This is a genomic window from Bradyrhizobium sp. LA6.1, from assembly GCF_040547805.1.
Classification (GTDB): Bacteria; Pseudomonadota; Alphaproteobacteria; order Rhizobiales; family Xanthobacteraceae; genus Bradyrhizobium; species Bradyrhizobium barranii.
Genome location: NZ_JBEPQK010000001.1, coordinates 809548 through 833239, shown reverse-complemented (window position 1 = coordinate 833239; position 23692 = coordinate 809548). Strand labels below are relative to the sequence as shown.

General features: G+C 64.6%; 21 protein-coding genes. 3 read left to right on the top strand and 18 right to left on the bottom strand.

The features are described 5' to 3' along the window. Positions 1-257 precede the first annotated feature (257 nt). On the bottom strand, positions 258-1832 hold the full coding sequence (locus ABIB99_RS03640) for a winged helix-turn-helix domain-containing tetratricopeptide repeat protein (protein WP_354174898.1): 1575 nt from the start codon (positions 1830-1832) through the stop codon (positions 258-260). Positions 1833-1991: 159 nt separating this feature from the next. Between ABIB99_RS03640 and ABIB99_RS03635 the strand changes: the two genes are divergently transcribed. After that, positions 1992-2234 carry a DUF1127 domain-containing protein gene (locus ABIB99_RS03635; RefSeq protein WP_354174897.1) on the top strand — a complete coding sequence of 81 codons (243 nt, stop codon included), beginning with the start codon at positions 1992-1994 and terminating at the stop codon, positions 2232-2234. 226 nt (positions 2235-2460) lie between these two features. On the opposite strand, the gene ABIB99_RS03630 is transcribed toward ABIB99_RS03635, so the two are convergent. Further along, entirely contained in the window at positions 2461-3162 is a 702-nt protein-coding gene (locus ABIB99_RS03630) for an alpha/beta fold hydrolase (RefSeq protein ID WP_354174896.1), read from the bottom strand. Between the two features lie 153 nt (positions 3163-3315). Here ABIB99_RS03630 and ABIB99_RS03625 point away from each other — a divergent pair, with 153 nt between their 5' ends. Next, a complete protein-coding gene (locus tag ABIB99_RS03625; protein WP_354174895.1) occupies positions 3316-4218 on the top strand; it encodes a LysR family transcriptional regulator in 903 nt (300 codons plus the stop codon). A gap of 74 nt (positions 4219-4292) precedes the next feature. Here the strand turns inward: ABIB99_RS03625 and ABIB99_RS03620 are convergent, their stop codons facing one another. From ABIB99_RS03620 to ABIB99_RS03590, 7 genes are all read right to left on the bottom strand, one after another. Next, complete coding sequence (locus ABIB99_RS03620) at positions 4293-5933, bottom strand: amidase family protein (protein WP_354174894.1); 1641 nt, start codon at positions 5931-5933, stop codon at positions 4293-4295. Between the two features lie 264 nt (positions 5934-6197). Continuing rightward, positions 6198-7694: an ABC transporter substrate-binding protein gene (locus ABIB99_RS03615; RefSeq protein ID WP_354174893.1), complete on the bottom strand. Its 1497-nt coding sequence runs from the start codon at positions 7692-7694 to the stop codon at positions 6198-6200. Between the two features lie 55 nt (positions 7695-7749). After that, entirely contained in the window at positions 7750-8754 is a 1005-nt protein-coding gene (locus ABIB99_RS03610) for an ABC transporter ATP-binding protein (protein WP_354174892.1), read from the bottom strand. Beyond that, entirely contained in the window at positions 8751-9764 is a 1014-nt protein-coding gene (locus tag ABIB99_RS03605) for an ABC transporter ATP-binding protein (protein ID WP_231144481.1), read from the bottom strand. The genes ABIB99_RS03610 and ABIB99_RS03605 overlap by 4 nt, the downstream gene beginning before the upstream one ends. A gap of 2 nt (positions 9765-9766) precedes the next feature. Further along, the gene (locus ABIB99_RS03600) at positions 9767-10660 is read right to left on the bottom strand and encodes an ABC transporter permease (protein ID WP_166098018.1); all 894 of its coding nucleotides are present in this window, start codon (positions 10658-10660) and stop codon (positions 9767-9769) included. Next, a complete protein-coding gene (locus ABIB99_RS03595) occupies positions 10657-11607 on the bottom strand; it encodes an ABC transporter permease (RefSeq protein WP_071915489.1) in 951 nt (316 codons plus the stop codon). The genes ABIB99_RS03600 and ABIB99_RS03595 overlap by 4 nt, the downstream gene beginning before the upstream one ends. A gap of 84 nt (positions 11608-11691) precedes the next feature. After that, positions 11692-13113 (bottom strand): amidase, encoded by a 1422-nt coding sequence (locus ABIB99_RS03590; protein WP_063984459.1) that lies wholly within the window; start codon positions 13111-13113, stop codon positions 11692-11694. 134 nt (positions 13114-13247) lie between these two features. On the opposite strand from ABIB99_RS03590, the gene ABIB99_RS03585 reads away from it, so the two are divergent. Further along, positions 13248-14135 (top strand): LysR family transcriptional regulator, encoded by an 888-nt coding sequence (locus ABIB99_RS03585; RefSeq protein ID WP_354174891.1) that lies wholly within the window; start codon positions 13248-13250, stop codon positions 14133-14135. A 12-nt stretch (positions 14136-14147) separates the two neighbouring features. Here the strand turns inward: ABIB99_RS03585 and ABIB99_RS03580 are convergent, their stop codons facing one another. From ABIB99_RS03580 to ABIB99_RS03540, 9 genes are all read right to left on the bottom strand, one after another. Continuing rightward, positions 14148-15083, bottom strand: a complete 936-nt coding sequence (locus ABIB99_RS03580; RefSeq protein WP_354174890.1) for a carbohydrate kinase family protein — start codon at positions 15081-15083, stop codon at positions 14148-14150. Between the two features lie 5 nt (positions 15084-15088). Then, entirely contained in the window at positions 15089-16735 is a 1647-nt protein-coding gene (locus tag ABIB99_RS03575; RefSeq protein ID WP_354174889.1) for an FGGY-family carbohydrate kinase, read from the bottom strand. Positions 16736-16773: 38 nt separating this feature from the next. Beyond that, positions 16774-17547 (bottom strand): SDR family NAD(P)-dependent oxidoreductase, encoded by a 774-nt coding sequence (locus tag ABIB99_RS03570; RefSeq protein ID WP_038931710.1) that lies wholly within the window; start codon positions 17545-17547, stop codon positions 16774-16776. 60 nt (positions 17548-17607) lie between these two features. After that, positions 17608-18615, bottom strand: coding sequence for an ABC transporter ATP-binding protein (locus tag ABIB99_RS03565; protein WP_085399426.1), 1008 nt, complete (start codon positions 18613-18615; stop codon positions 17608-17610). Positions 18616-18630: 15 nt separating this feature from the next. Continuing rightward, positions 18631-19461 (bottom strand): carbohydrate ABC transporter permease, encoded by an 831-nt coding sequence (locus ABIB99_RS03560; protein WP_354174888.1) that lies wholly within the window; start codon positions 19459-19461, stop codon positions 18631-18633. A gap of 4 nt (positions 19462-19465) precedes the next feature. Further along, positions 19466-20338, bottom strand: coding sequence for a carbohydrate ABC transporter permease (locus ABIB99_RS03555; RefSeq protein WP_354174887.1), 873 nt, complete (start codon positions 20336-20338; stop codon positions 19466-19468). A 95-nt stretch (positions 20339-20433) separates the two neighbouring features. Beyond that, the gene (locus ABIB99_RS03550) at positions 20434-21687 is read right to left on the bottom strand and encodes an ABC transporter substrate-binding protein (protein WP_207795007.1); all 1254 of its coding nucleotides are present in this window, start codon (positions 21685-21687) and stop codon (positions 20434-20436) included. Positions 21688-22062: 375 nt separating this feature from the next. Further along, positions 22063-23013, bottom strand: coding sequence for a sugar-binding transcriptional regulator (locus ABIB99_RS03545; RefSeq protein WP_014496591.1), 951 nt, complete (start codon positions 23011-23013; stop codon positions 22063-22065). A gap of 6 nt (positions 23014-23019) precedes the next feature. Then, positions 23020-23682, bottom strand: coding sequence for an HAD family hydrolase (locus tag ABIB99_RS03540; protein ID WP_354174886.1), 663 nt, complete (start codon positions 23680-23682; stop codon positions 23020-23022). Positions 23683-23692: the final 10 nt, after the last annotated feature.

The following is a 23692-nucleotide window of genomic DNA, read 5'->3' as shown; positions in this document are numbered from 1 at the left end:
TCAATGAAGCGCTTCATCCGAGACCCCCGCAAATCGTGCGGGAATCATACCGCGAGAATCACGTCAAGCGCCGCGTTTTTACACAGCCAGGGTCAAAAGCCGACACCGCGCCAACGCCCAAACACGTCAGCTTAGGGTCACAAGCCGAAATCAGCATCGAGCAACGCCACGTCTGCGAAGGGCCACAAGCCGACATTGCATACTGCGCCGTTGATGGGAATTGGAATGAGACCAGTATTTCCCGGCAACCGCAGCACTCATGGGGGGAGACCCATGATGGGGCAAGCTCGCGCTATCCTTTCGAGGTGTTCCGGCCTGTAAAATCGAGCGAGCTTTGGAACGAGTGTGGAGACGCGGAGAGCCGGCCTCGCTTCCACCAGGCGTGCACCGATCATCCGGGCTTCCTCGACCCTTCCAGACATCGCGTGGCATGCCGCCAGAATAAATTGTGCGTTGAGATAGTTGGGCCGGTGCAGCACAGCCGACTTGGCCCATGACGATCCGTCCTCGTATCGATCCGTCAAGAAATGCGCAAACGCTATTCCGGTCTGCAGCAGAAAAAGAAACGGATCCATGGGGCTTAAACGCCCCCCGGCGTGGAACTGCTTAAGCGCCGCCTCTATGTCACCGCGCCGTATGTGTTCCCAGCCGATCGTATACCGTGCGACAGCCAGGTTCGGGTTAAGCTCATGCGCTCGGGAGACGAGGGCCACGCCATCGTCGATCTCATATAATACGGCGCCAATTGCCTGCCCGGCTCTCACGAGTACGGTTGGATCATCCTTATCGAGCTCGATTGCACGCCTTGCCAACCGTCGGGTGTCGTTCAGTTCCTCATCCGCGTCGATCGTCCAGCCGAAGATCTTTGGTTGCAGATAGCAATAAGCACCAAGCGCGTATGCTGAGGCCAATCCGGGATCGATCTCGACAGCAAGACGGATCAGTCTGAGGGCTTCAATATTCTGTTCGCGGGTGAATTCATAGAAGCTCGAGAGTGCACGCAGATAGTAGTCGTAGGCCTGAAGATTTTCGGTTGGCTTGCGTTTTGCGCGCTCGATCTCGGCGCGCTCCAATTGAGGAAAGAGCGCGCTAATCACGCTACTCGTCACTTGGTCCTGCAGATCGAAGATATCTTTGAGCTGGCTGTCGAACCGGTCCGCCCAAAGATGAGCACCCGTCGTCGCCTCGATCAACTGCCCGGCAATGCGAACTCGATCGCCGGATTTGCGCACACTGCCCTCGAGCACATACCGAACGCCCAGCTCGCGCCCGACCTGCCTGATGTCGATAGCCTTGCCTTTGTATGTAAAAGTGGACTGTCGCGCGATGACGAACAGCGATTTGGACCGTGAAAGGCCAGTGATGATGTCCTCGACCATGCCGTCGGCGAAATACTCCTGCTCTGGATCGGAGCTCAGGTTGGTGAATGGCAGAACGGCCAGCGACGGTTTGTCGGGAAGTGGGAGGGCGGGTTTAGCCGTCTCCCTCTGGATTTCTATTACCGCCACAGTGGGGGCGCCGTCAGCCTCCTGCACCATACCGATAAAGCGATAGCCCTTCCTTGGCAGCGTCTTGATCAACCGCTGTTTCTCCCCGGAATCGCCAATTGCGGACCGAGCGGCATTCAGGCGGGTCGTCAGCGCGGCATCCGACACGCACCGCCCCTTCCAAATGGCTGTGATGAGCTCATCCTTGCAAACCACGCGCTCGCGGTTGCGGATGAGGTAGTCCAGAAAGTCAAAGGTCTGTGGCGCCAGGGCCACGACGTTTGCGTCGCGGCACAGCTCGCGGCGGCCGGAATCCAGTTCGTAGTCTTCGAAGAGATAGCGCAAGACGCGAAATCCCTTGGACGGTCTCCGGTCAGGCCCGGCAACCACTTGGAAAATAAAGAATAAGCTGTCCGTAAGGAAAATGTAAGCAGCAGATCAAGCGCGCCGGGCCGGATTTTGGCAGCATGCCAGGGTGGAAACACGGTGCCCGAGGATACTGCGATGAGCATGATTTATCAGACAACGGGCTTGGTCCAGACGGCAGACTCCCAGCGACGCAATGTCAGCGTTTTCAGGAATTGCTGGAACGCTTTTCAAGAGTGGCGGAAATGGGAGCGGCTGAGGCGCGATCTTTACAGCCTAAATGATCAGGAGCTGAAGGATATCGGGATTACGTATGGCGAGATCGACTACGTGGCCTCGAACCAAAATACTGACCCGCGAGGCATACGATCGGTCGGATGATGTCGACCTCCGGCAGCGGTGGACGGACCGTCGGAAATTGATCGACGCGAGCCGCTTAGCGGCCCAGATACCGGCTTCCGGTATGGGTCACAAGCCGAAATCAGCATCGAGCAACGCCACGTCTGCGAAGGGCCAAGAGCGGCCGTCGCACGCCAGCCCATGAATAAGAGAGGTCGCCTCGCGAACGACCTCTCCTTCGTGTCCGGCAATGTATGCTTATTTGCGATCAGCTTTTTTGAACGGCGGCGGCGGCTTTGCGTATCACGTCGATAACCACATTTGGCTGGGAGAGCATCGGCACGTGGCTGCTCGCCACTTCGGTGACCGTCGCTCCCATGCGCTTCGACACCCAGCGTTGCAGATCCGGATGCACAGTATGGTCTTGCGTGGCCAGAATGTACCAGCTCGGCTTCGACCTCCACGCGATCTTGTCGGCGCTGAGCTTCTGTTGCTGGAACAGATTGTAGACGGGCGCATAATGGGTGGCCCAAACCAGCTTCTGGTCTTCCGCGGAGAGGTCTCCTGCGAAGAACTCGGTGCCGCTCGGAAGCATCCAGGCGCGCCCATCGGCGACCTCGACGCGAGAGAAGATATCCGACGGATACTTGTCGAGCTGGTCCTGCACGGTCTCGCCGGCATCCGGAGCGACCGCAGCGATGTAGACGAGACCGACCACGCGCTCATCGGTGCCCGCGCCCGTGATGGTGGCGCCGCCATACGAATGGCCGACGAGAAGGACCGGGCTGCCAACGCGATTGAGTGTGCGCTTCACCGTCGCCAGATCCTCCTCGAAGGAGTCCAGGCCATATTGAACGGCGATCACTTCGTACCCGTCGGCCTGCAATGCTGGAATGACTTTGCTGAAACAGGAGCCATCGGCCCAAATGCCGTGACAGAAAACGATCGTTGGCTTGGTTTGCGCAGACATACTGCTTTTCCTTTTTTGCACGAACTTCAGCGATGGAGGGCATTGCAAGACCAACTCGGTTGCCGGGGCCCCCATTGCGAAAGTCAGACTATTCGTTCATAAATGGCCGATTAGACGTCTTTCGTTCGGTTCTTTCGCGATCCAAAGTCCTGAATGACAACGATTCTAGAAAGAACGGCCGGTCTGCTGGCCTTCGTGCGGACGGTTGACGCGGGTTCTTTCGCCGGCGCCGCGCGATCGATCGGCGCCAGCCCCTCGGCAGTATCGAAAAGCGTTTCGCGCCTCGAACATCGCCTCGGCGTGCGCTTGCTGCAGCGCTCAACGCGCACACTCAGCCCAACGTCCGAAGGCGCCGCTTACTACGAGCACGTCGCTCCCCATCTGCGCGCGATAGAGGAAGCCGACGACGTCGTGCAGGTTCCGGGAAACGTCCGTGGCGTGCTTCGGGTCACTGTGCCGAGTACATTTGGACGCCCGTTGATTTCCGCATGGGCGGGCTCGTTCCTGGACCGCTATCCGGACATCAAGCTTGATCTCAGCGTCACGGACCGCCGTGTCGATCTCATCCGCGAGGGTTTCGACCTCGCTGTCAGAATTGGCGAATTGGAAGACACAAACCTGATCGGCCGCTCGTTAGGTGTCCTGCAATATGTTCTGGGCGCATCGCCGGAATACCTTCAGCGTAGAGGAATCCCGCAGTCGATCGACGATCTCACGCAGCATGCCTGCCTTCGCCATCTGCTTGGTGGCCGGCCGCAAGCATTTACTTTTGCGGACGGCACACGGGTCATCCCCAATGGCCCCTTCGATAGCGACGATGCTCAGTCGTTGATTGAGGCGGTCATAAAAGGCGTTGGCATCACGCAGTTCATGCGCATCGCAATCGAGGACGAGCTCGCCGCCGGGCGATTGAATGTCGTGCTGCCGGGCATACCGATGTTCACCACACCGGTCTACGTCCTGCACGCATTCGGACGACAACTCCCCCTGCGAGCCCGCCTGTTCATCGATTTTCTTGTCGACGCCTTGGGCGTGTCGCGCAATTTGTCACTCTGAACTTTAGGAACTGGCCAGAAACGGGTCCGACGCGCGAGCAGGGATTTCCGCCTGATCCTCTCGGCCAGTGACATCTAAAGCGCGGGCAAGCCGGGCGGCGGCTTGCGCATGTTGGTGGCCTGCTCATAGGCGTAGGCCAGACGCAGCAGCTTGTGCTCGCTCCAGGCACGGCCTGCGAAGGTAACGCCGAGCGGATAGTCAGGCGTGTCCTTGTCGTCTGCTCCCGAAATGAAACCGCCCGGCACCATGACGCTGGGATAGCCCGCCTTCGCTGATATCACGCAGCCTGCGGCGCCGGGAAACAGCACCGCGTCGAGCTTGTGCTGGTTCATGTAGGCGTCCATGCCGCGCGTCTTGGCGGAGAGTAGGTCCATGGCCCGTGCCGACTTGTACTCGCGCTCGCTGAGATCGCCCCTGGTCATGTTGGCGGCGAGGAACAGGTCCTGGCCGAACCGCAGCGCCGTCTCCGCGTTCGCCTCGTTGAAGGCCACGATGTCGGCCATGGTCTTCATCTCTGTGTTCGTCGCCCAATCCCTGAGGTAAAGGTTGAGATCGCGCTTCAGCTCGTAAAGGAAGACAATCGGCGGCGTCGCCGGATTACCCTTGTTGCGACTCAGGGGATTGCGATTGAGCACGTTCATGCTCGTACCCGGCCCGCCGATCCAGCCAGATGTTGGCATGTTGGCACGCACGATGATCGCGCCGAGATCCTCCAGCACCTTGATCGCGTCGGCCATCACCTTGGCCGACCTGGGCGGCAACTTGCCGTAGTAGCGGTCGTTCAGCGGGTCGGCCGGGTCGCTCGGCACGCCGATGCGCGCGCCCTTCATCGCGTCGGTCGCGAGGTCGGCGGTGTAGTCGACCGGCCGCCGCTGCCGCTCGGTCGCGGGGTCGAGTGGGTCTTCGGCTGCCAGCACGTTCAACAGCATCGCCGCGTCGCGCACCGTGCGCGTCATCGGCCCTGCAGTGTCCTGGCTGTGCGAGATCGGCAGGATGCCGGCGCAGCTGACCAGCCCAACGGTCGGCTTCACGGTGACGAGGCCGTTTTGGCTGGCGGGATACAGCAGCGAGCCGGAGGTCTCGGTACCGATCGAGGCCGCGCACAGACCGGCGGCCACCGCGACCGCCGAACCCGCGCTTGATCCGCCCGGCTGCACGACCGGAATGCCGTGATCGCCCATCAGCGCCGGCGCGTAAGGGTTCTTCACCTGGCCGCCGAGCGACGAATAGCCCGAGGGCATGTCGGTCGCGAGAATGTTGGCGAACTCCGTCAGGTTCGCCTTGCCCAGGATCACCGCACCGGCCTTTCGCAGCAGCTTGACGATTGTCGCGTCTCTCCTGGCGCGCGCGCCCTCCAGCGCCAGCGAGCCCGCCGTCGTCGGCTGCTTGTCGCCGGTCGCGATGTTGTCCTTCACCAGGATCGGGATGCCCGCCAGCGGCCGCTTGGCCGACGGTTTTGTGTCGTCGAGCTTGACCGCGATCCCGAGCGCGTCGGGATTGAGCGCGCGCACGGAGTTGAGCGCGGGCCCGTTGCGGTCATAAGCTTCGATGCGCGCGAGGTAAGCTTTGGTCAGCGCCGTGGCAGTGACCTGCCCGCTGGCCAGCGCATGAGCGATATCGCTCATCGGCGCATTGTCGAGCTTCAGGGTGATCGGTGCTTCAGCGCTGACGACAGCCGCGGCGATGCCGGCATCGCGGCGGGATGGCTTCTTCATGGCGTGCCTCGCCTGACGGCGCGTCCCGAACCATGACGCCGCGATGATCGTATATTGCCGGTGTTTTGCCCGACGGGTCAACCGCATCGCATGGCTCAGCAAGCCATCGAGCGGACCGCGCAAGCCATTGAAATATCTAACCCCGGCTACTGTGCATGGGGTTGTTTTTCAGGTTTTTGTTTTGGGTTGCCAAAAAAGATTGACCTCTCCCCGATGGGGAGAGGTCAACGTTGAAGCGACAGGTTCGACTCGATCGAACGGCCCCTACTCCCAGGACCAGGTCGAAAAATCGTTCTCGTATTGTGGGACGTCCTTCCAGACGCCCTTCAGCTTCTTGTTGGTGATGGTGATGAGTTGAGGCTGGTACAGGAAGCCTGCGACCGCGTCGGTGGCCAGCATGCGCTGGGCATCGCCGAGCAGCTTTGCGCGGCCGGCCTCGTCAGGCGTCGACACGATCTGCTTGTAGAGCGCGTTGAAGGCCTCGTTGTTGTAGCCGAGGTAGTAGTCCGGCTCGGTGATCTTGACGAGGTCGAACGGCTCGACATGGCTGACGATGGTGAGGTCGAAATTATGCGGACCATTGCCGGCGAACACCTGCGACAGCCACTGCGCCCATTCGACATTCTCGATCTTGGCGATGATGCCGACCCTGGCGAGCTGCGCCGCCAGGATCTCGCCGCCCTGCCGCGCATAGGACGGCGGCGGCAGCTTCAGCGACAGTTCGAGCGGCGTGGTGACCCCGGCTTCCGCCAGCAGCTTCTTCGCCTTCTCGGGATCGTAGGGGTTGATGCCTGTGGTGTCGACGAAGCCGAGCGCGCCGGGCACGTAGAAGCTGCCGATCGGCGTGCCGAAACCATCAGCCGCGCCGTCGACCATCGCCTTGCGGTCGATCGCGGCGAGGATGGCACGGCGCACGCGGACGTCGTCGAGCGGCTTCTTGCGCTCGTTGATGCCGACGATGGTCTTGGCACGGGAGCCGCCGACCATGACGTTGAAGCGCGGATCAGCCTTGAACTGTCCGATGGCGCGCGCAGCCGCAACGCGCGGGAACGCATCGACGTCGCCCGAGAGCAGCGCCGCGGTCTGCGCCGCCGGATCGGAGATGAAGCGGATCGTCACCTTCGACAGCTTGATCGCGGCGGCGTTGCGATAGCCGGCCCATTTGGTCAGGGTGATCGAGGAGCCCTTGGCCCAGGCCCCGAGCTGATAGGGCCCGGTCCCGACCGGCTGCGTGCCGTTGGTGGCTGCACTCTTCGGCTCGACGATCGAACCGCTCGCCTGTCCGAGCAGGAACGGCAGGTTCGGCTCGGAATATTTCACCGTGATCACGACGGTGTCGGCGTCGGGCGCGTCGACCTTCTCGAAAGCCTGGTACAGGCTCTTGTCCTTGTTGGTGCTGGTCGCGATCGCGTTGCGCTCGAACGAGAACTTCACCGCCGCGGAATCGAAGGCCTCGCCGTTCTGGAATTTGACGCCCTTGCGCAGCTTGAACGTGTAGGTCTTCAGGTCGGGCGAGGCGGTCCAGCTCTCCGCCAGCAAGGGCGAGACGGAGCCGTCTTCGTTGATCTTGGTCAGCGTCTCATAGATGTTGTAGAGCGTCACTTCGGCGATCGCGGCCGCGGCGGCGATGGTGGGATCGAGCCCCGGCGGCTCCAGCGCCATCGCCATGACGACGCTGTCCTTCTTGCTCTGCGCCAGCACCGGCAGCGGTGCTGCGACAAGCGCGGCGGCAAATGCGACGATCGATAATTTCTTGAGCATGCGTAACTCCCCGGCCTTCTTTCGTCTCAAGCCTACGCCAATTCGGTTGCGGACACTAACCTTCCATGGCCGCGTGCGGCAATGCCATCACCGCCTCCGCCTTGTGGCAGGCGGCGAGATGGGCTTCGCCGACCTTGCGTAGCAAGGGCGGAACCTCGCGGCAATGCTGGTCGGCCAGCGGACAGCGCGCGACATAGGGGCATCCGGCAGCAGTCACCGATTGCGAGGCGATCGCCTGGGCCCCGCGCCGGCGCCGGCCGCCGCCAGCGCGCGCCCGCGGCACGGCATCCAATAGCGCCCGCGTATAGGGATGGGCACAGCGCTCGAACAGGTCCTCCGGCCTGCCCTGCTCGACGATCCGGCCGAGATACATCACCGCGACCTCGTCGCAGAGATAGTCGACCACGGCGAGGTCGTGGCTGATCAGGATGTAGCTCAGGCCGAACTGCTCCTGGAGGTCCTGCATCAAATTGAGCACCTGCGCCTGCACGGAGACGTCGAGCGCGGAAACCGGCTCGTCGGCGACGATCAGCTTCGGCTGGGTGATCAGCGCGCGCGCGATCGCGATGCGCTGGCGCTGGCCGCCGGAAAATTCGTGCGGATATTTGTCCATGTCGGCATCGCGCAGGCCGACCTGCCGCAGCACCGCGGAGACGCGGGCGCGGAACGTGGTGCGGTCGGCATCTTCCAGCACGGTGAGCGGCTCGGCGACGATGCGCGCGATGGTCTGGCGCGGATCGAGCGATCCGTAAGGATCCTGGAACACCATCTGGAAATCGCGGCGCGCACGGCGCAGCTCGTCGGGTGAGATGCGGTTGAGATCTCGCCCGAGCAGCGCGACCTGCCCCGACGTCGGCCGCTCCAGCGCCATCACCACCCGCGCGAAGGTCGACTTGCCCGAACCGGACTCGCCGACGACGCCGAGGCTCTTGCCGGCATCGACCCGCACGCTGACGCCGTTGAGCGCGCGCACCTGGCCCGGCGGGCGGAACAGGCTTTCGCGCGGCAGCGTGTAACGCTGCTCAAGATTCTTGACGTCGAGAAGCGGCGCTGCGGTCATGCGGGCAGCGCTCCGACATTCGCGGCCATGGAGACATCGGTGCGCACACAGCGCACGCCGTGACCGGGACCGACTTCGATCATCGGCGGCAGCGCCACGCGGCACTTGTCCTCGACCAGCGGACAGCGGTCGCCGAACGTGCAGCCGGCAGGCAAGTCCGCAAGTTCGGGCACCGTCCCCGAGATCGTCGTCAGCCGCGTCCCCTTGCGCGCGCCGAGCTTCGGCCGGGCGCGGAACAGGCCCTGCGTGTAGGGATGGCCCATCCGGCGGAACACCTCGTCGGTCGGCCCGCTCTCGACGACCGTGCCGCCATACATCACCATCATGCGTTGCACGTTCTCGGCGATAACGCCGAGATCGTGCGAGATCAGGATCATCGACATGCCGCGCTCCTCGACGAGATCGGCGATGAGGTCGAGGATCTGGCCCTGGATGGTGACGTCGAGCGCCGTGGTCGGTTCGTCCGCGATCAGGAGGTCGGGCTCGCAGGCGAGCGCCATCGCGATGGTGACGCGCTGGCGCTGACCGCCGGAGAACTGATGCGGATAGGCGTCGATCCGCCCTGCGGGATCGGGCAATCCGACGCGGTCGAGCAAGGCGATCGCTTCCTTGCGCGCCTGCGCCGCCGAATATTTCTTGTGACGCCGCAGCGGCTCGGCAACCTGATGCCCGATCGTGTGCATCGGGTTGAGCGCCGTCATCGGCTCCTGGAAGATCATGCTGATGCGGTTGCCGCGCAGCTTGCAATAATCCGCATCCGACAGACCGGCGAGCTCGCTGCCATCAAGCTTGATGCTGCCGGTCACGACAGCACTGTCCGGCAAGAGGCCCATCAGCGACAGCGCCGTCACCGACTTGCCGCAGCCGGATTCGCCGACGAGACCCAGCGTCTCGCCGCGCTTGAGGGCGAAGCTGACGCCGCGCACGGCCTGCGCCGGTCCGCGGCTGGTGTTGAGGCGAACGCCGAGATTGGCGACCTCGATCAGCGGCAGGGTTGAGCGCTCCCCCATCGTCATCGCTCCCGCGCCAGTCGCGGATCGAGCAGATCGCGCAGTCCGTCGCCGAGTAGATTGAGCCCGAGCACAGCGATGGCGATCGCCGCACCCGGATAGACCGCAAGCATCGGCGACTGGAACAGCAGCGTCTGCGCATCGTTCAGCATGCGGCCCCAGGACGGCTGCGGCGGCTGCGTGCCGAGACCGAGATAGGACAGCGCGGCTTCGGCAAGGATCGCGAGCGCGAACTGGATGGTGACCTGCACGATCAGGATCGACAGGATGTTGGGCAGCACATGCTCGATGGTGATGCGGAATTTGCCCTTTCCCGACGCGCGCGCGGCCAGCACGAATTCGCGCGCCCAGATCGCGTTGGCGGAGCCGCGCGTCAGCCGGGTCAGCGTCGGTATCTGGAAGATTCCGATCGCGATGATCGAGGTCACCATGCCCGGCCCGACAACGGCGGCGAGCATGATCGCGGAGAGCACCGCCGGAAAGGCAAAGGTGAAATCGGAGAAGCGCATGATGATTTCTTCGGTCCAGCCGCGCTTGGCAGAAGCGATCAGGCCGAGGCAAACGCCGAAGGTGAGACCGATACTCACGGCGATGATGCCGACCAGAATGGTCGAGCGCGCGCCCGCGAGCAGCAGCGAGACGATGTCGCGGCCGAAGGAATCGGTGCCGAGCCAGTGCGCCGCCGACGGCGGCCGAAGCTTCGAGGCGATGTCGATCTCATAGGGCGACCACGGCGTCCACACCAGCGACAGCAGCGCCGAGGCGAGCACCAGCAGGCTCAGCGCGCCGCCCAGCACAAAGCTGCGGTGACGCAGCGCGCGGGCCCAGAAGGTGCGGGCCGGCAGCGGACGCGTTGCGATCGGGGCGTCGACCGAAGTGGTCAGTGGCGCGCTCACAAATCGTGGACCTTGATGCGGGGATCGATGAAGGCGTAGAGCACGTCGACCACGAAATTCACGATGACGACCATGGCCGCAAGCAGCATCACGCAATTGCGCACCACGATCAGGTCGCGGTTGGCGATCGACTGGAAGATTAGGCGGCCCAGGCCCGGCAGGTAGAACACGTTCTCGATCACGATGGTGCCGGCGAGCAGATTGGCGAATTGCAGCCCCATTACCGTCATCACGGGGATCATGGCGTTGCGCAGCACGTGGCTCCACAGCACCTCGCGCTTGCCGAGACCCTTCGCGCGCGCCGTGCGGACGAAATCTTCGCGTAGCACTTCGAGCACGGCCGAACGCGTGACGCGCGCGAGGATCGCGGCCTGCACCACCGCGAGCGAGATCGCCGGCAACAGCAGCGACTTGATGCCGAGCCAGATGCCATCCTCCCAGCCGGGAAAGCCGCCCGCCGAGAGCCATTGCAGCCGCACCGAGAACAGCAGGACCAGCAGGATCGCGAACCAGAAGTTCGGCAGCGCGATGCCCACTTGCGTCAACGACATCACGCCGACGTCGCCGAGCTTGTTGTGGTTGGCCGCGGTGTAGATGCCGGCCGAGAGCGCCAGCGTCACCGTGATCAGCATCGACATGATCGCGAGCGGAACGGTCAGCACGAGCCGCTCCGCGATCAGGCTCGCGACCGGCGTGCCATAGACATAGCTGTTGCCGAGATCGCCGACGAGGAGGCCCTTGATCCATTGCAGATAGCGAACCGCCAGCGGCTGGTCGAGCCCGAGCTTGACCGTAAGCGCGCGCACCGCGTCGGCCGAGGCATCCGCGCCCATCAGCATCTGCGCGGCATTGCCAGGCAGCGCATCCAGCACCAGGAAAATGATCACGGATGCGCCGACCAGCGTCGCCAGCAAGGTCAACAGACGTCGAAGAAAGAATACGCTCATGCGCGCTCGGCTTCAGGGCTCATCCGCCGCACGATCAACATGTCCGGGCGCCGGAGGCAAGTCCTTTGCGGCATGTGCCTCACCTCAGCCGGGCCGGCGGGACAGAAGATCGTGCGAGGCCTCGAACAGCGCGCTCACGCGCAGCAATTCGGCATCGGCACGGAAGCGCCCGACGAGTTGAAGCCCGATCGGCAGGCCGTCGCGGCCGAAGCCGCAGGGAAGACTGATCGCGGGGTGCCCGGTCATGTTGAACGGCATGGTCCAGGGGAACCAGTGCGGCCGGACGCTGTCGAAGTGCTTGCCGTCGATCTCGATGGTGCCGAACAGGTCCTGGTCGATCGGCAGCGCGGTGCGGGTGATGGTCGGCATCGCCAAAAGATGCCCGCGCGCAAGCAGGGATTGCACGCGGCGGAACAGCGCGGTGCGCGCGAACATCGCCTCCTGATAGGCGACGCCGCTGACATTGGTCGCGAGCGCGACCTGCTTGACGAAGGCTTCGCTGAGGACGTCGCCATGCTCGGCCACCAGCTTGGCGAAACGCGTACGCCAGACGGTGTGGTTGATGGCGCGCCAGATCGGCTCGATGTCAAACCCCTCGCCGGAGAACTCCTCGAGCTCGGCACCGAGACCGGCCAGCCGGTCGAGGCTCGCCTTGAAGCTGGCCGCGACATCTGACGACACCGGGCGGCCGGGAGGCGACTCGCAGAACAGGATCCTTTGCCCGCGCAGATCGCCGCGCGGCGCGGCGGTGCCGATGAAATCGGGCACGGGCACGCCGATCGACCAGGGATCGCAGGAGTCCTCGCCGGCCATCGCCTGCATCATCAGCGCGGTGTCGGCGACCGTGCGCGTGGTCGGCGTGACATAGGTCTGGTTGCCGAAGGCGTCGAGCGCCTGGCTGTGCGCGATCACGCCGTTGCTCTGCTTCAGCCCCACCACGCCGTTGCAAGCGGCGGGAATTCGCGTCGATCCGCCGCCATCGGTCGCAATCGCAAGCGGCGCGATGCCGCTCGCCACCGCCACGGCCGCGCCGCCACTGGAGCCACCGGAGGACCGCTCCGCACTCCACGCATTGCGGGTGCGGCCGAACAAGGGCGAGTCGGTCAGGCATTTGCTGCCGAATTCGGGCGTCGTGGTCTTGCCGATCAGGATCGCGCCTTCCGCACGGAGCTTTGCCACCGCAACAGCATCCTCGGCCGGCACGTTGTCTTTGTAGGGAACGGCGCCGAACGTGGTCTTCACGCCGCCAGTGTTGACGATGTCCTTGACGGTGACGGGAAGGCCATGCAGCAGGCCAAGCGGCTCGCCCGCCATCACCTTGCGCTCGGCCGCAAGCGCCTGCGTCATCGCCTCGTCGCCGCAGAGCGTGATGAAACAGTTCAGCTCGGGCTGAAGCGCCTCGGCGCGCGCGAGCACGGCACGGGTGATCTCGACGGGCGAAATCTTCTTCGTGGCAACGAGGCCGCGCAGCTCGGTTGCGGACAGCAGGCAGGGATCGCCGTTCATCGTCAAATCATCGCTCCGAAGCCGGCCCTCGTTGGCCCAAGCATTGACAAGGCATTGACAGCGAGAATGACACTTCTGTTAACTCAGCGTCCAATACCATTTTGATGGTCAACCCATACGTTTTCGGTATGCCAATGGATCTTCACCGGCTTCGCTATTTCGTCGCCGTGGCCGAGGCGCGCAGCGTCGGCAAGGCCGCCGAACGGCTGCGGATGGCCCAGCCGCCGCTGTCGGTCCAGATCCGCAAGTTAGAGGCCGAGGTTGGCGCGCCGCTGTTCCGCCGCGGCACGCGCGGCATGGACCTGACCGAAGCGGGCCAGGCCCTGCTGGTGCGCGCCGGCGAGGCGCTGGCGCTCGCGGCCGACGGGGTCGAAGCCGCGCGGGCGGTCGCGGCCGGCAGCCGCGGGCGGATTTCGGTCGGATACATGTTCGTGCTAGCGAACGCGATGCTGCCGCGCCTGATCCCCGAGCTGCGGCGATCCATTCCCGGCGTCGACCTCGACTTCGCCGAGCTCAGCGCCTCGACGCGCGAGGCGCGGCTGCTCGACCGCAGCGTCACCGTCGCGCTGTGCATGCCGGCGATCCACCATCCCGAGATCCAGGTGGCGCGGATTGGCGCGCAGCCGTTCATGCTGGCGATGCCGAAGCACTCGCCGCTTGCGCGCCTGAGCGCAGTGCCGATGGCGCGACTCCAGGGCCGCCCGCTGATCGCGCTGCCGCCGCCGGAGCAAGACCCCGCCTCCTCCGCGGTCGCAGCCCTGCTGCGGCGGCATCAGATCGTGATGCCGATCGCGAGCCGGGTGGAGACGGTGCATTCGGCGATGAGCCTCGTTCTCGCCGGCGAGGGGCTTGCGATCCTGCCGGCCTGCGCGAAGCTCGGCGCGCCGCAGGGCATCGTGTTCAGGCCGCTGCGGGATGCCGCCGACTCCATCGATATCGCCGTGTGCTGGCGGCGGGATTCGCAGAGCCCGCTGATCCGCACCTTCCTCAAATGCGCCGAGAAGGTCGTGGCGCGGCTGTGATGCGGACCCGGGCTAGACGCTCCACGTGACTTCATGGCTCCACGGCGGATCGGCGCCCGGGCGGGTACAGGTCATGCCGGCGCATTTGGCGGCAAAAGACAGCGCGCGGCGAAGCTCGTCCGCGCCGATGTCTTTCAGCTGCTGCCGGCTGATGCGGCCCTGCTTGTGCAGGGCGAACAGGAGCGCAGCCTGAAAACTGTCGCCGGCGCCGATGGTGTCGGCGATCTCGACCTTCGGCGCCTGAACTTCGACCTGCCCTGCGCTCGCGTGCCAGGCAATGGCCCCGTTGTTGCCGCGGGTGATGACGACGAGGCTCGTGCCCTGCCCCAACAGCACCTTCGCGCGCTGCTCGTGGGGCTCCTCGCCGAAGAGATACGCGAAATCGACATCCGACATCTTGATGAGATCGGCGTGGCCTGCGAACTCGGCCATGCGCGCGAGATAGCCCGGCTTGTCGCTGACCAGATTGGGCCTGCAGTTCGGATCGAAGGAGATCGTCGACGACGCGCGCGCGTCCGCGATCAGGGCTTTCGCCTCGGCCGCGCCCTGGTCGTTCACCAGCGTGGTCGATCCGACATGGATGGCCTCGACCGTCGCGAACGGAATTGTGCCGCGCCGGTAGGTCCAGTTTCGTGTCGCGGTTTCGGCATCGTAGAAGGCGTAGTGCGACTCGCCCGCAACGATGCGCACGAAGGCAAGCGTGGTCTGGCGGTCGCTGCGGGTGGCCAGCCCTAGCTCGACGTTCGACGCGGTGGCGTGGTCGGCGATCATTCGTCCGAACATGTCGGTCGAGACGCCGCCGACAAATCCTGTCGGCGCGCCGAGCCGCGCCATGCCGATCGCGACGTTGAGGCAGGAGCCGCCCACCGCGGGCATCACCGCCTCGCGCCCCTCGGTGTTTCGCGTCGGGACGAAATCGATCAGCGCATCGCCGCAGGAAATCAGCATCCGTTTCAACCTCTGGCGATGTCGCGCATCGCCGCACGGCTGCCGCGATCGACCTCGCGGAGCAGCTTATAGACGCCGCGCTTGCGTGTGTGAAACGCGGCCATCTCGGGTACAGTCGGCTCGCTCTTCCGTCCCAGCGCCGACATCTTCGCCATGGTCTCGCCGATCGAGGCATAGGCACCGCCGGCCACCGCGCCGAGCATCGCGGCGCCCAGCAGCACGGGTTCTTTGGTTTGCGGCAGCGCGACGGTGAGACCGGTGGTGTCCGCCATGATCTGCCGCACCAGCGGACTGCGGCTCGCGCCGCCACCCATGATCATGATGCTGGAATGGACGCCGTGCGCGGCAAAGGCCTCGATCACCTCGGCGAGGCCATAAGCCAGACCGCAGAGGCCGGCGACGAACAGCCGCTCCATCGCACCAACGTCGCTGTCGAGATCGAGGCCCGCGATCACCGCGCGGGTGTCGGGGTCGGCGTAGGGCGAGCGGTTGCCGATGAATTCGGGAAGCACATGGACGTCACGGGCGAGCAGCGCGGCACGGCTGACGTCACCGGCGCGCGCGATGATGCGCCGCTCGAGGTACTCGATGAGGTCGACGCCCTCGCTCCGCGCCGCCGCGCTCGCCTCGACATGGCCGGGATGCGACTTGAGGAGATGGTCGATCGCCGCGCCCGCAGCCGACTGGCCGCCTTCGTTGAGCCAGAAGTCCGGCACCATGCCGGAATAATAAGGGCCCCATACGCCGGGCACGAAGCACGGCTCCTTCGTCGTCGCCATGATGCAGGCCGACGTTCCCATGATGTAGGCGAGGCGGTCGCTGACATCGCTCGTTCCGGCCGATCCGTCGCGTCCGCCGATCGCGCCGATGCCGCCGGCATGGGCATCGATCAGCGAGGCGCCGACCGGCGTGCCCGGCGACAGGCCGAACTCCGCAGCCGCAGCTCGGGTGAGGCCTTCGCCGAGCCGCGTGCCGGGCGCGACGATCTCGGTGCCGATGCGGGCGTATTTCTCGCTGACGAAATCGGAGAGGCCGATGCGCTTGAAGAACGGGGCGCTCCAGCCGCCACCGTCGTGTGCGAGGTAGTTCCACTTGCAGGTGACCGTGCAGGTCGAGCGCTGCAGCGACCCGGTCGCGCGCCAGGTCAGATAATCTGCCAGGTCGAAGAAATGACCGGCGGCATCGAAGCTCGCGCGCAAGTGCCGCTTCAGCCACAGCAGTTTCGGCATCTCCATCTCGGGCGAGATCGAACCGCCGACATAGCGCAGCACCGCGTCCCCAGTCTCGTTGATCAGCCGTGCCTCGGCCGTCGCGCGATGGTCCATCCAGACGATGACATTGCGCTGGTGGTCGCCGGAGGCACTGACGGTGACCGGCTCGCCTTGCCGATCGAGGACGACCAGCGAACAGGTGGCGTCGAAACCGATGCCGCCGACGCTGTCGGGCGCGATGGCAGCCTCCGCCATCGCGGCCCGCACCGACTTTACGCAGGCGTCCCAGATGTCGGACGACGATTGCTCGACGATGTCGCCGGCCTCGTGCCAGATCCGGATCGGATGCTTGGCGGTGGCAAGGAGGGTGCCGGCCTCGTCAAACACCCCTGCCCGCGTGCTCGTGGTCCCCACGTCGACGCCGATATACGCTCGCGGCATTGTCGCTCCCGGTCGCTCTCGTCAGTTTTGACGCAAGCCTACCAGCAAGTGTAGCCGCCATCCACCAGCACGATGCTGCCGGTCATCAGGCTCGCGGCCTCCGAGGCCAGGAACAGCACGACGGAGGCGATCTCCTCGACCTGCCCCATCCGCGCCATCGGGGTTCCGCCGATCCAGGCGTCATACATTTTCGGGGTGCTTTTCACGAAAGCATTGAGCGGCGTGTCGATATAGGTCGGCGCCACCGCGTTGACGCGGATGCCGCGCGCGCCCCATTCGGCGGCCAGCGACTTGGTCAAATGGTGCACGCCGGCCTTGGAGGCGTTGTAGAAGCACTGCTCCTGCGGCTTGTTGACGATGAAGCCCGACATCGAGCCGACATTGACGATGGCGCCGCTCTTGGCCTTCAGCATGTGCTTGCCGAATTCGCGGCAGCACCAGAAGGTGCCGTTGAGATTGACGTCGATGACGTTGAGCCAGTGCTCGTCGGTGACGGTCTCGGCCGGCGTCTCGCTGCGGGCGATGCCGGCATTGTTGACGAGGATGTCGACCTTGCCGTGGCGGGCGACGAGGTCGGCCGCGACCTCCGCCACACGCTTCGTGTCGGTGACATCCATGATCGCCGTCTCGATGTCAAAACCCTTCGCCTTCAGGCTGGCCTTCGCGCTGTCGGCAACCTTGCTGTCGCGATCGCCGATGATGACCTTCGCGCCGGCTTCGGCCAGCGCTTCCGCGCAGGCGAGGCCAATGCCTTGCCCGCCGCCGGTGATGAACGCGGTCTTGCCGCTCAGCTTGAATTTTTCGAGATACATGGTGGTCTTTCCGTTTCTTGCCGTCTCTTGCCGTCTCTTGCCGTCTCTTGCCGTTTCTTGTCAGCCCCGAAGCGCGTTGCCGCTCTCGTCGAAGCGATGGATGCGCGCGGGATCCGGCACCAGCGACACGTGGTCGCCGGCATGCAGGCTCAATTCGCCGATGTAGCGCGCCGTCAGCATGCCGAGCGGTCCGGCATCGACATAAAGGAAGGTGTCGCTGCCCAGATGCTCGGCGACCGCGATCGTTCCCTGCCAGCCGCCGGCGCCGTCGCGCTCGATCTTGAGATGCTCCGGCCGCACGCCGATCGTCGCCGCCCCCTTCTGCAAGGCGTGCTCTCCAGTGACAAAGTTCATCTTCGGCGAGCCGATGAAGCCGGCGACGAAGAGATTGGCGGGCCGCTCATAGAGCTCCAGCGGCGAGCCATATTGCTCGATCTTGCCGCCGTTGAGCACGACGATCTTGTCTGCCATGGTCATGGCCTCGACCTGATCGTGCGTGACGTAGATCGCGGTGGTGCCGAGCTGCTTCTGGAGCCGCGTGACTTCTATCCGCATCTGCACGCGCAAGGCCGCGTCCAGGTTGGACAGCGGCTCGTCGAACAGGAACGCCTTGGGCTCGCGGACGATGGCACGGCCGATCGCGACGCGCTGGCGCTGGCCGCCAGAGAGCTCGCGCGGCTTGCGGTCGAGATAGGGCGTGAGGTTCAGCGTCGCGGCCGCGGCCTCGACCTTGCGGTTGGTTTCATCTTTGGAAAGGCCTGCCATCTTCAGGCCGAAACCGATATTGCCGCGCACGCTCATATGCGGATAGAGCGCATAAGATTGAAACACCATCGACAGCCCGCGCTTGGCCGGCGGCGTGTCGACCACGTTCTTGCCGTCGATCAGGATCTTGCCGCCTGAGACGTCTTCGAGCCCGGCGATCAGCCGCAGCAGCGTGGTCTTGCCGCAACCGGACGGGCCGACGAACACCACGAAGGAGCCGTCCGCGATCTCGAGATCGGCGCCCTTGATGATGTGCACGGGCCCGAAGGATTTCTGTACGTCCTGAAGTGTGATCTGACCCATGATCCGCCCGCCCCTTTACTTCACCGCGCCGAAGGTGAGCCCGCGCACGAGCTGCTTCTGGCTGAACCAACCGAGGACGAGAATGGGCGCGATCGCCAGCGTCGAGGCCGCCGACAGCTTTGCCCAGAACAGCCCTTCCGGGCTCGAATAGGAGGCGATGAACGTGGTGAGCGGCGCGGCGTTCGAGGTCGTCAGGTTGAGCGTCCAGAACGCCTCGTTCCAGGCCAGGATCAGATTGAGCAGCATGGTCGACGCCAGCCCCGGGATCGCCATTGGCGTCAAGACGTAGATGAGCTCGCGGCCGATGGTGGCGCCGTCCATGCGCGCGGCTTCGAGGATGTCGCGCGGGATCTCCTTGAAATAGGTGAAGAGCATCCAGATCACGATCGGCAAATTTCCGAGGCACAGGATGAAGACGAGGCCGATGCGGGAATCGAGCAGGCCGAAGGTCTTGAAGATGAGATAGATCGGCACCAGCACGCCGACCGGCGGCATCATCTTGGTCGAGAGCATCCAGAGCAGGATGTCCTTGGTGCGCTTGGTCGGCGCGAACGCCATCGACCAGGCCGCGGGGATTGCGATCAGCAGCGCGATCAAGGTCGAGCCGCCGGCGATGATGATCGAGTTCATCGCGTGATGCAGATAGTCGCTGCGCTCCTGTACGGTGGCGTAGTTTTCCGTGGTCCAGTGGAAGAACAGGAAGGACGGCGGAATCGCGAAAGCCTCGAGCTCAGTCTTGAAGCTCGCCAGCACCATCCAGAGGATCGGGAAGAAGATCAGGAAGCCGAAGAACCACGCCCCGATCGTCGATACCACCACCCGCTGCGTCGTCGCCATCCGCGCCATGCTCTCATGCCTCCAGGTTGCGGCCGACGATGCGGACGAGGAAGAAGGCGACGATGTTGGCGATCACAACAGCAACGAGGCCGCCGGCGGAGGCACTGCCGACATCGAACTGGATCAGCGCCTGCGAATAGATCAGGAAGGCGATGTTGGTGGTCGACAGTCCGGGACCACCGCCGGTGGTGACGTAGATCTCGGCGAACACCGTGAGCAGGAAGATGGTCTCGATCAAGATCACCACTGTGATGGGACGCGCCAGATGCGGCAGCGTGATGTAGATGAAGGCCGAGAGCGCGCTGGCGCCGTCCATCTCGGCGGCCTCCTTCTGCTCCTCGTCGAGCGATTGCAGCGCGGTCAGCAAAATGAGCGTCGCGAAGGGTAGCCATTGCCAGGCGACGATCAGGATCACCGCGAACAGCGGCGCGTCGGTGAACCAGTCGATCGGTGTCAATCCGACCAGTTTGGCGAGCCAGGCGAATAGGCCGGAGACCGGGTGCATCAACAGGTTCTTCCAGACGAGCGCGCTCACCGTCGGCATCACGAAGAACGGCGCGATCACCATCAGCCGCACGATGTTGCGGCCAATCACGGGCTGATCCATCAGCAGCGCCAGAGGGATGCCGAGCAGGATCGTCAGCGCCAGCACCGAGCCGACCAGCACCAGCGTGTTCTGGAGCGAGGCGAGGAAGGCGGGATCGGTGAGGAAGTAGCGGAAATTCTCCAGGCCGACGAACGCCTCGGAGCCGGGATCGAGCAGACTGTAATGCAGGGTCGAGAAATAGATCGTCAGCGCCAGCGGAACGATCATCCAGATGAAGAGCAGCCCGACCGCAGGCGTCAGGAGCGAGCGCGCAAGAAACTGCGTCTGCCGGGTTGCCATCCTTGGCGTCTCCGCTGGGAGGAAGAAGGCGGCCATCCATTCGGGGCTGGCTGGTGGATGGCCGCCAGTTTGAGCTCAGGAGGGAGAGCTCGGGTTCACTTGATGTAGCCGGCGCGCTTCATCTCGCGCTCGGTGGCGGACTGCGCCGCGGTAAGCGCGGCATCGACCGTCATCGATCCTGCGAGCGCGGCGGAGAATTGCTGGCCCACCTGCGTGCCGATGCCCTGGAATTCGGGGATCGCCGCGTATTGCACGCCGACGTAAGGCACCGGCTTCACGGTGGGCTTGTTCGGGTCGGCAGCATCGATCGAGGCCAGCGTCAGCTTCGCGAACGGAGCGACTTTCAGATAGTCCTCGTTCTGGTAGAGCGAGGTCCGCGTGCCCGGCGGCACGTTGGCCCAGCCCTCCTTCGACGCCACGAGCTTGGTGTAGTCCTTGCTGGTGGCCCACGCGATGAACTTTTCGGCGGCTTCCGTCTTCTTGGAGCCGGCGGGGATCGCGAGGCTCCAGGCCCACAGCCAGTTGGCGTTCTTGCCGAGCCCAGTGTTCGGCGCCAGCGCAAAGCCGACCTTGTCGGCGACCTTGGACTCCTTCGGATTGGTGACGAAGGACGCCGCGACCGTGGCATCGATCCACATCGCGCACTTGCCGGCGTTGAACAGCGCCAGATTCTCGTTGAAGCCGTTCGAGCTCGCGCCGGGCGGGCCGGCTTCCTTCATCAGATTGACGTAGGTCGTGAGCGTCGTCTTCCATTCCGGCGTGTTGAACTGCGGCTCCCACTTCTCGTCGAACCAGCGCGCGCCGTAGGAATTGGCCATGGCCGACAGGAACGCCATGTTCTCGCCCCACCCGGCCTTGCCGCGGAGACAGATGCCGTAGGTGCCGGCGCTCTTGTCAGTGAGCTTCTTGGCGGCGTCGATGACGAAATCCCAGGTCGGCTTTTCCGGCATCTTCAGGCCGGCCTTCTCGAACAGGTCGGTGCGATACATCACCATCGAGCTCTCGCCATAAAACGGCGCGGCGTAGAGCTTGCCGTCGACGGAGACCGCGTCCCTGATCTTCGGCAGCAGGTCGGCGATGTCGTAATCGGCGCCGAGATTGGCGAGCGGCACCAGCCAGCCCTTCTTGGCCCAGATCGGCACCTCGTAAGTGCCGATGGTGAGGACGTCGAACTGGCCGCCCTTGGTGGCGATGTCCGTGGTGACGCGCTGGCGCAGCACGTTCTCCTCCAGCGTCACCCATTTGACGGTGATGTCTGGATTTTTCTTGGTGAATTCGCTGGTCAGCCCCTGCATGCGGATCATGTCGCCGTTGTTGACGGTGGCGATGGTCAGGGTCGTTTCGGCCATCACAGGGACGGCCAGCAACAGGCAAGACGCGCCGCAGACGGCGCCGAGGACGTGTTTCACGGTGACCTCCCTAGGATCGCGCTTCTGAGCATATGCCCACGCGTTGGGCGTATGTTCGGACGAGGTGCGGCGCTTGTCAAGCAGGCGCGCGGACGTTCCCGCAACTTATGAGTGCTGCGGTGCGGGAGGGGATGAAGATGTTGCCTCGCCCACAGCTGTCATGCCCCGCGAAAGCGGGGCATCCAGTACTCCGTGTCGTCTATTGGTTTGCCCCAAGAGGCGCCGCGGCGTACTGGATCGTCCGCCTTCGCGGACGATGACAGTGTCGGGGGTGATGAGACCGTCAGCCTTGCTGACGCTGGAAACGCGCCCGCCCTACCGCTCCAAAATCGCCCTTGCCGTCGCCTCGTCCGTGATCAGGCCGTTGATCAGGTGCCCGTTCAGCGCGGCCGCGATCGCCGGCACCTTGGCCGCACCGACCGCGGCGCCGATCGTGGTGGTCTTGGCCGGCACCTCCGGCGGAATGCTGGTGAGGCGCTTGTTGGTGCCGGCCTTGAGCAGGCGGCCCTTGGAATCATAGGCCCAGCCGGTGATTTCGCCGATCGCCCCCTGCCGCATCATCTCGAACAATTCGTCGCGGGTGACGAAGCCGTCGATGTGGATTTGCGCCTTCTGGTCCATCTGGCCGATGCCGACGAGGCGCAAGTCCGCCTTGGCGGCGACCGCCTTGACCTTTGCGATCGGCTCGATCCGCACCATCTTGTTGCGCTCGTCCTCCGACGACATCAGGAACGGCAGCGGCATCGGGTAGTGCCGCGCACCGGTGCGGTCGGCGAGCCGGCCGACGGTGTCGTAGAAGCTCGCCGAGCCGTCGGCGGAGATGTTGCCGACCAGCGAGACGATCTGGTGGTTGGGCCGGTCGATCGGCGTCACGCGCTCGACCGCGGCGCGCACCGCCCGCCCCGTGCCGAGCGCGACGATGACGGGCGTTTCCGACCGCAACGTCGAATCCAGCAGATTGGCGCAGCGCTCGGCGATGCCCGCCGTGGCCTGCGGCGCGGCAGGATCGGCCGGCACCACCTCGCAATGGCTGAGGTCGAAGCGCGCCTTCAGGCGTGCCGCCAGTTCCATGCAGGCGGCGATGGGATGTTCGAGACGGAAGGTGATGAGACGCTCGGCGAGGCACAGCGAGACCAGCCGCTGCGCGGAGGCCCGCGAGACCTGGAGCATCTTTGCGATCTCGTCCTGGGTGTGACCGGCAATGAAATAGAGCCAGCCGGCACGCGCGGCATCGTCGAGTCTGGACTTTTCGTTCTCGACGGCCATGGCGGCCTATGCCTCCCAGAAATCGCTCATGCGCGCGAAGACCCGATCGGCCCCGGCGCCGGACAATATAGCCTGCCCGTCGCGCCCGCGATAATGGCTGCCGCCGACAAATCCCCAGACGGTCATGCCGGCAGCCTTCGCGGCCAGCACGCCACTGACGCTGTCCTCGATCACCAGCGTGCGCGCAGGTCGCGCGCCCATCTTCTCCGCCGCGTGGAGAAAGAGATCCGGCGCGGGCTTGCCGTGCGTGACCATCTGCGCCGTGTAGAGCCGGTCGCCGAAATGGGGCGCGAGACCGGTCACCCTCAGCGACAGCGCGACGCGGTCGAGATCACTCGACGAGGCCACGCAATTCGGCACGCGCAGTCCGGACAGGACGGTATCGGCATCGGGAATCGGATGGAGCGCCTTCTCGAAGGCGATCAGTACGCGCGACTTCAGCCGGACGGGAAAATCGGCCGGCACCGCCTGGCCGAGTTCGCGATAATGCTGGGTGACCGCGCTCGTGCTTCGTCCGAGAAACAGCTCGAGCGCCTGCGCGAGTGTCAGCGATATCCCAAATCCGGACAGCTCGTCCACAAGGCACTGGCAGCTCAAGAGCTCGCTGTCGACGAGCACGCCGTCGCAGTCGAAGATGACGAGATCGGGCCTTTGCCGGCTTCGGTCCATCCGGCCATTC

Coding starts and splice junctions, on each gene's coding strand:
- ABIB99_RS03635 (WP_354174897.1), top strand. CDS start 1,992: ATGAGCATGATTTATCAGACAACGGGCTTGGTCCAGACGGCAGACTCC.
- ABIB99_RS03630 (WP_354174896.1), bottom strand. CDS start 3,162: ATGTCTGCGCAAACCAAGCCAACGATCGTTTTCTGTCACGGCATTTGG.
- ABIB99_RS03625 (WP_354174895.1), top strand. CDS start 3,316: ATGACAACGATTCTAGAAAGAACGGCCGGTCTGCTGGCCTTCGTGCGG.
- ABIB99_RS03620 (WP_354174894.1), bottom strand. CDS start 5,933: ATGAAGAAGCCATCCCGCCGCGATGCCGGCATCGCCGCGGCTGTCGTC.
- ABIB99_RS03615 (WP_354174893.1), bottom strand. CDS start 7,694: ATGCTCAAGAAATTATCGATCGTCGCATTTGCCGCCGCGCTTGTCGCA.
- ABIB99_RS03610 (WP_354174892.1), bottom strand. CDS start 8,754: ATGACCGCAGCGCCGCTTCTCGACGTCAAGAATCTTGAGCAGCGTTAC.
- ABIB99_RS03605 (WP_231144481.1), bottom strand. CDS start 9,764: ATGGGGGAGCGCTCAACCCTGCCGCTGATCGAGGTCGCCAATCTCGGC.
- ABIB99_RS03595 (WP_071915489.1), bottom strand. CDS start 11,607: ATGAGCGTATTCTTTCTTCGACGTCTGTTGACCTTGCTGGCGACGCTG.
- ABIB99_RS03590 (WP_063984459.1), bottom strand. CDS start 13,113: ATGAACGGCGATCCCTGCCTGCTGTCCGCAACCGAGCTGCGCGGCCTC.
- ABIB99_RS03585 (WP_354174891.1), top strand. CDS start 13,248: ATGGATCTTCACCGGCTTCGCTATTTCGTCGCCGTGGCCGAGGCGCGC.
- ABIB99_RS03580 (WP_354174890.1), bottom strand. CDS start 15,083: ATGCTGATTTCCTGCGGCGATGCGCTGATCGATTTCGTCCCGACGCGA.
- ABIB99_RS03575 (WP_354174889.1), bottom strand. CDS start 16,735: ATGCCGCGAGCGTATATCGGCGTCGACGTGGGGACCACGAGCACGCGG.
- ABIB99_RS03570 (WP_038931710.1), bottom strand. CDS start 17,547: ATGTATCTCGAAAAATTCAAGCTGAGCGGCAAGACCGCGTTCATCACC.
- ABIB99_RS03565 (WP_085399426.1), bottom strand. CDS start 18,615: ATGGGTCAGATCACACTTCAGGACGTACAGAAATCCTTCGGGCCCGTG.
- ABIB99_RS03560 (WP_354174888.1), bottom strand. CDS start 19,461: ATGGCGCGGATGGCGACGACGCAGCGGGTGGTGGTATCGACGATCGGG.
- ABIB99_RS03555 (WP_354174887.1), bottom strand. CDS start 20,338: ATGGCAACCCGGCAGACGCAGTTTCTTGCGCGCTCGCTCCTGACGCCT.
- ABIB99_RS03550 (WP_207795007.1), bottom strand. CDS start 21,687: ATGGCCGAAACGACCCTGACCATCGCCACCGTCAACAACGGCGACATG.
- ABIB99_RS03545 (WP_014496591.1), bottom strand. CDS start 23,013: ATGGCCGTCGAGAACGAAAAGTCCAGACTCGACGATGCCGCGCGTGCC.
- ABIB99_RS03540 (WP_354174886.1), bottom strand. CDS start 23,682: ATGGACCGAAGCCGGCAAAGGCCCGATCTCGTCATCTTCGACTGCGAC.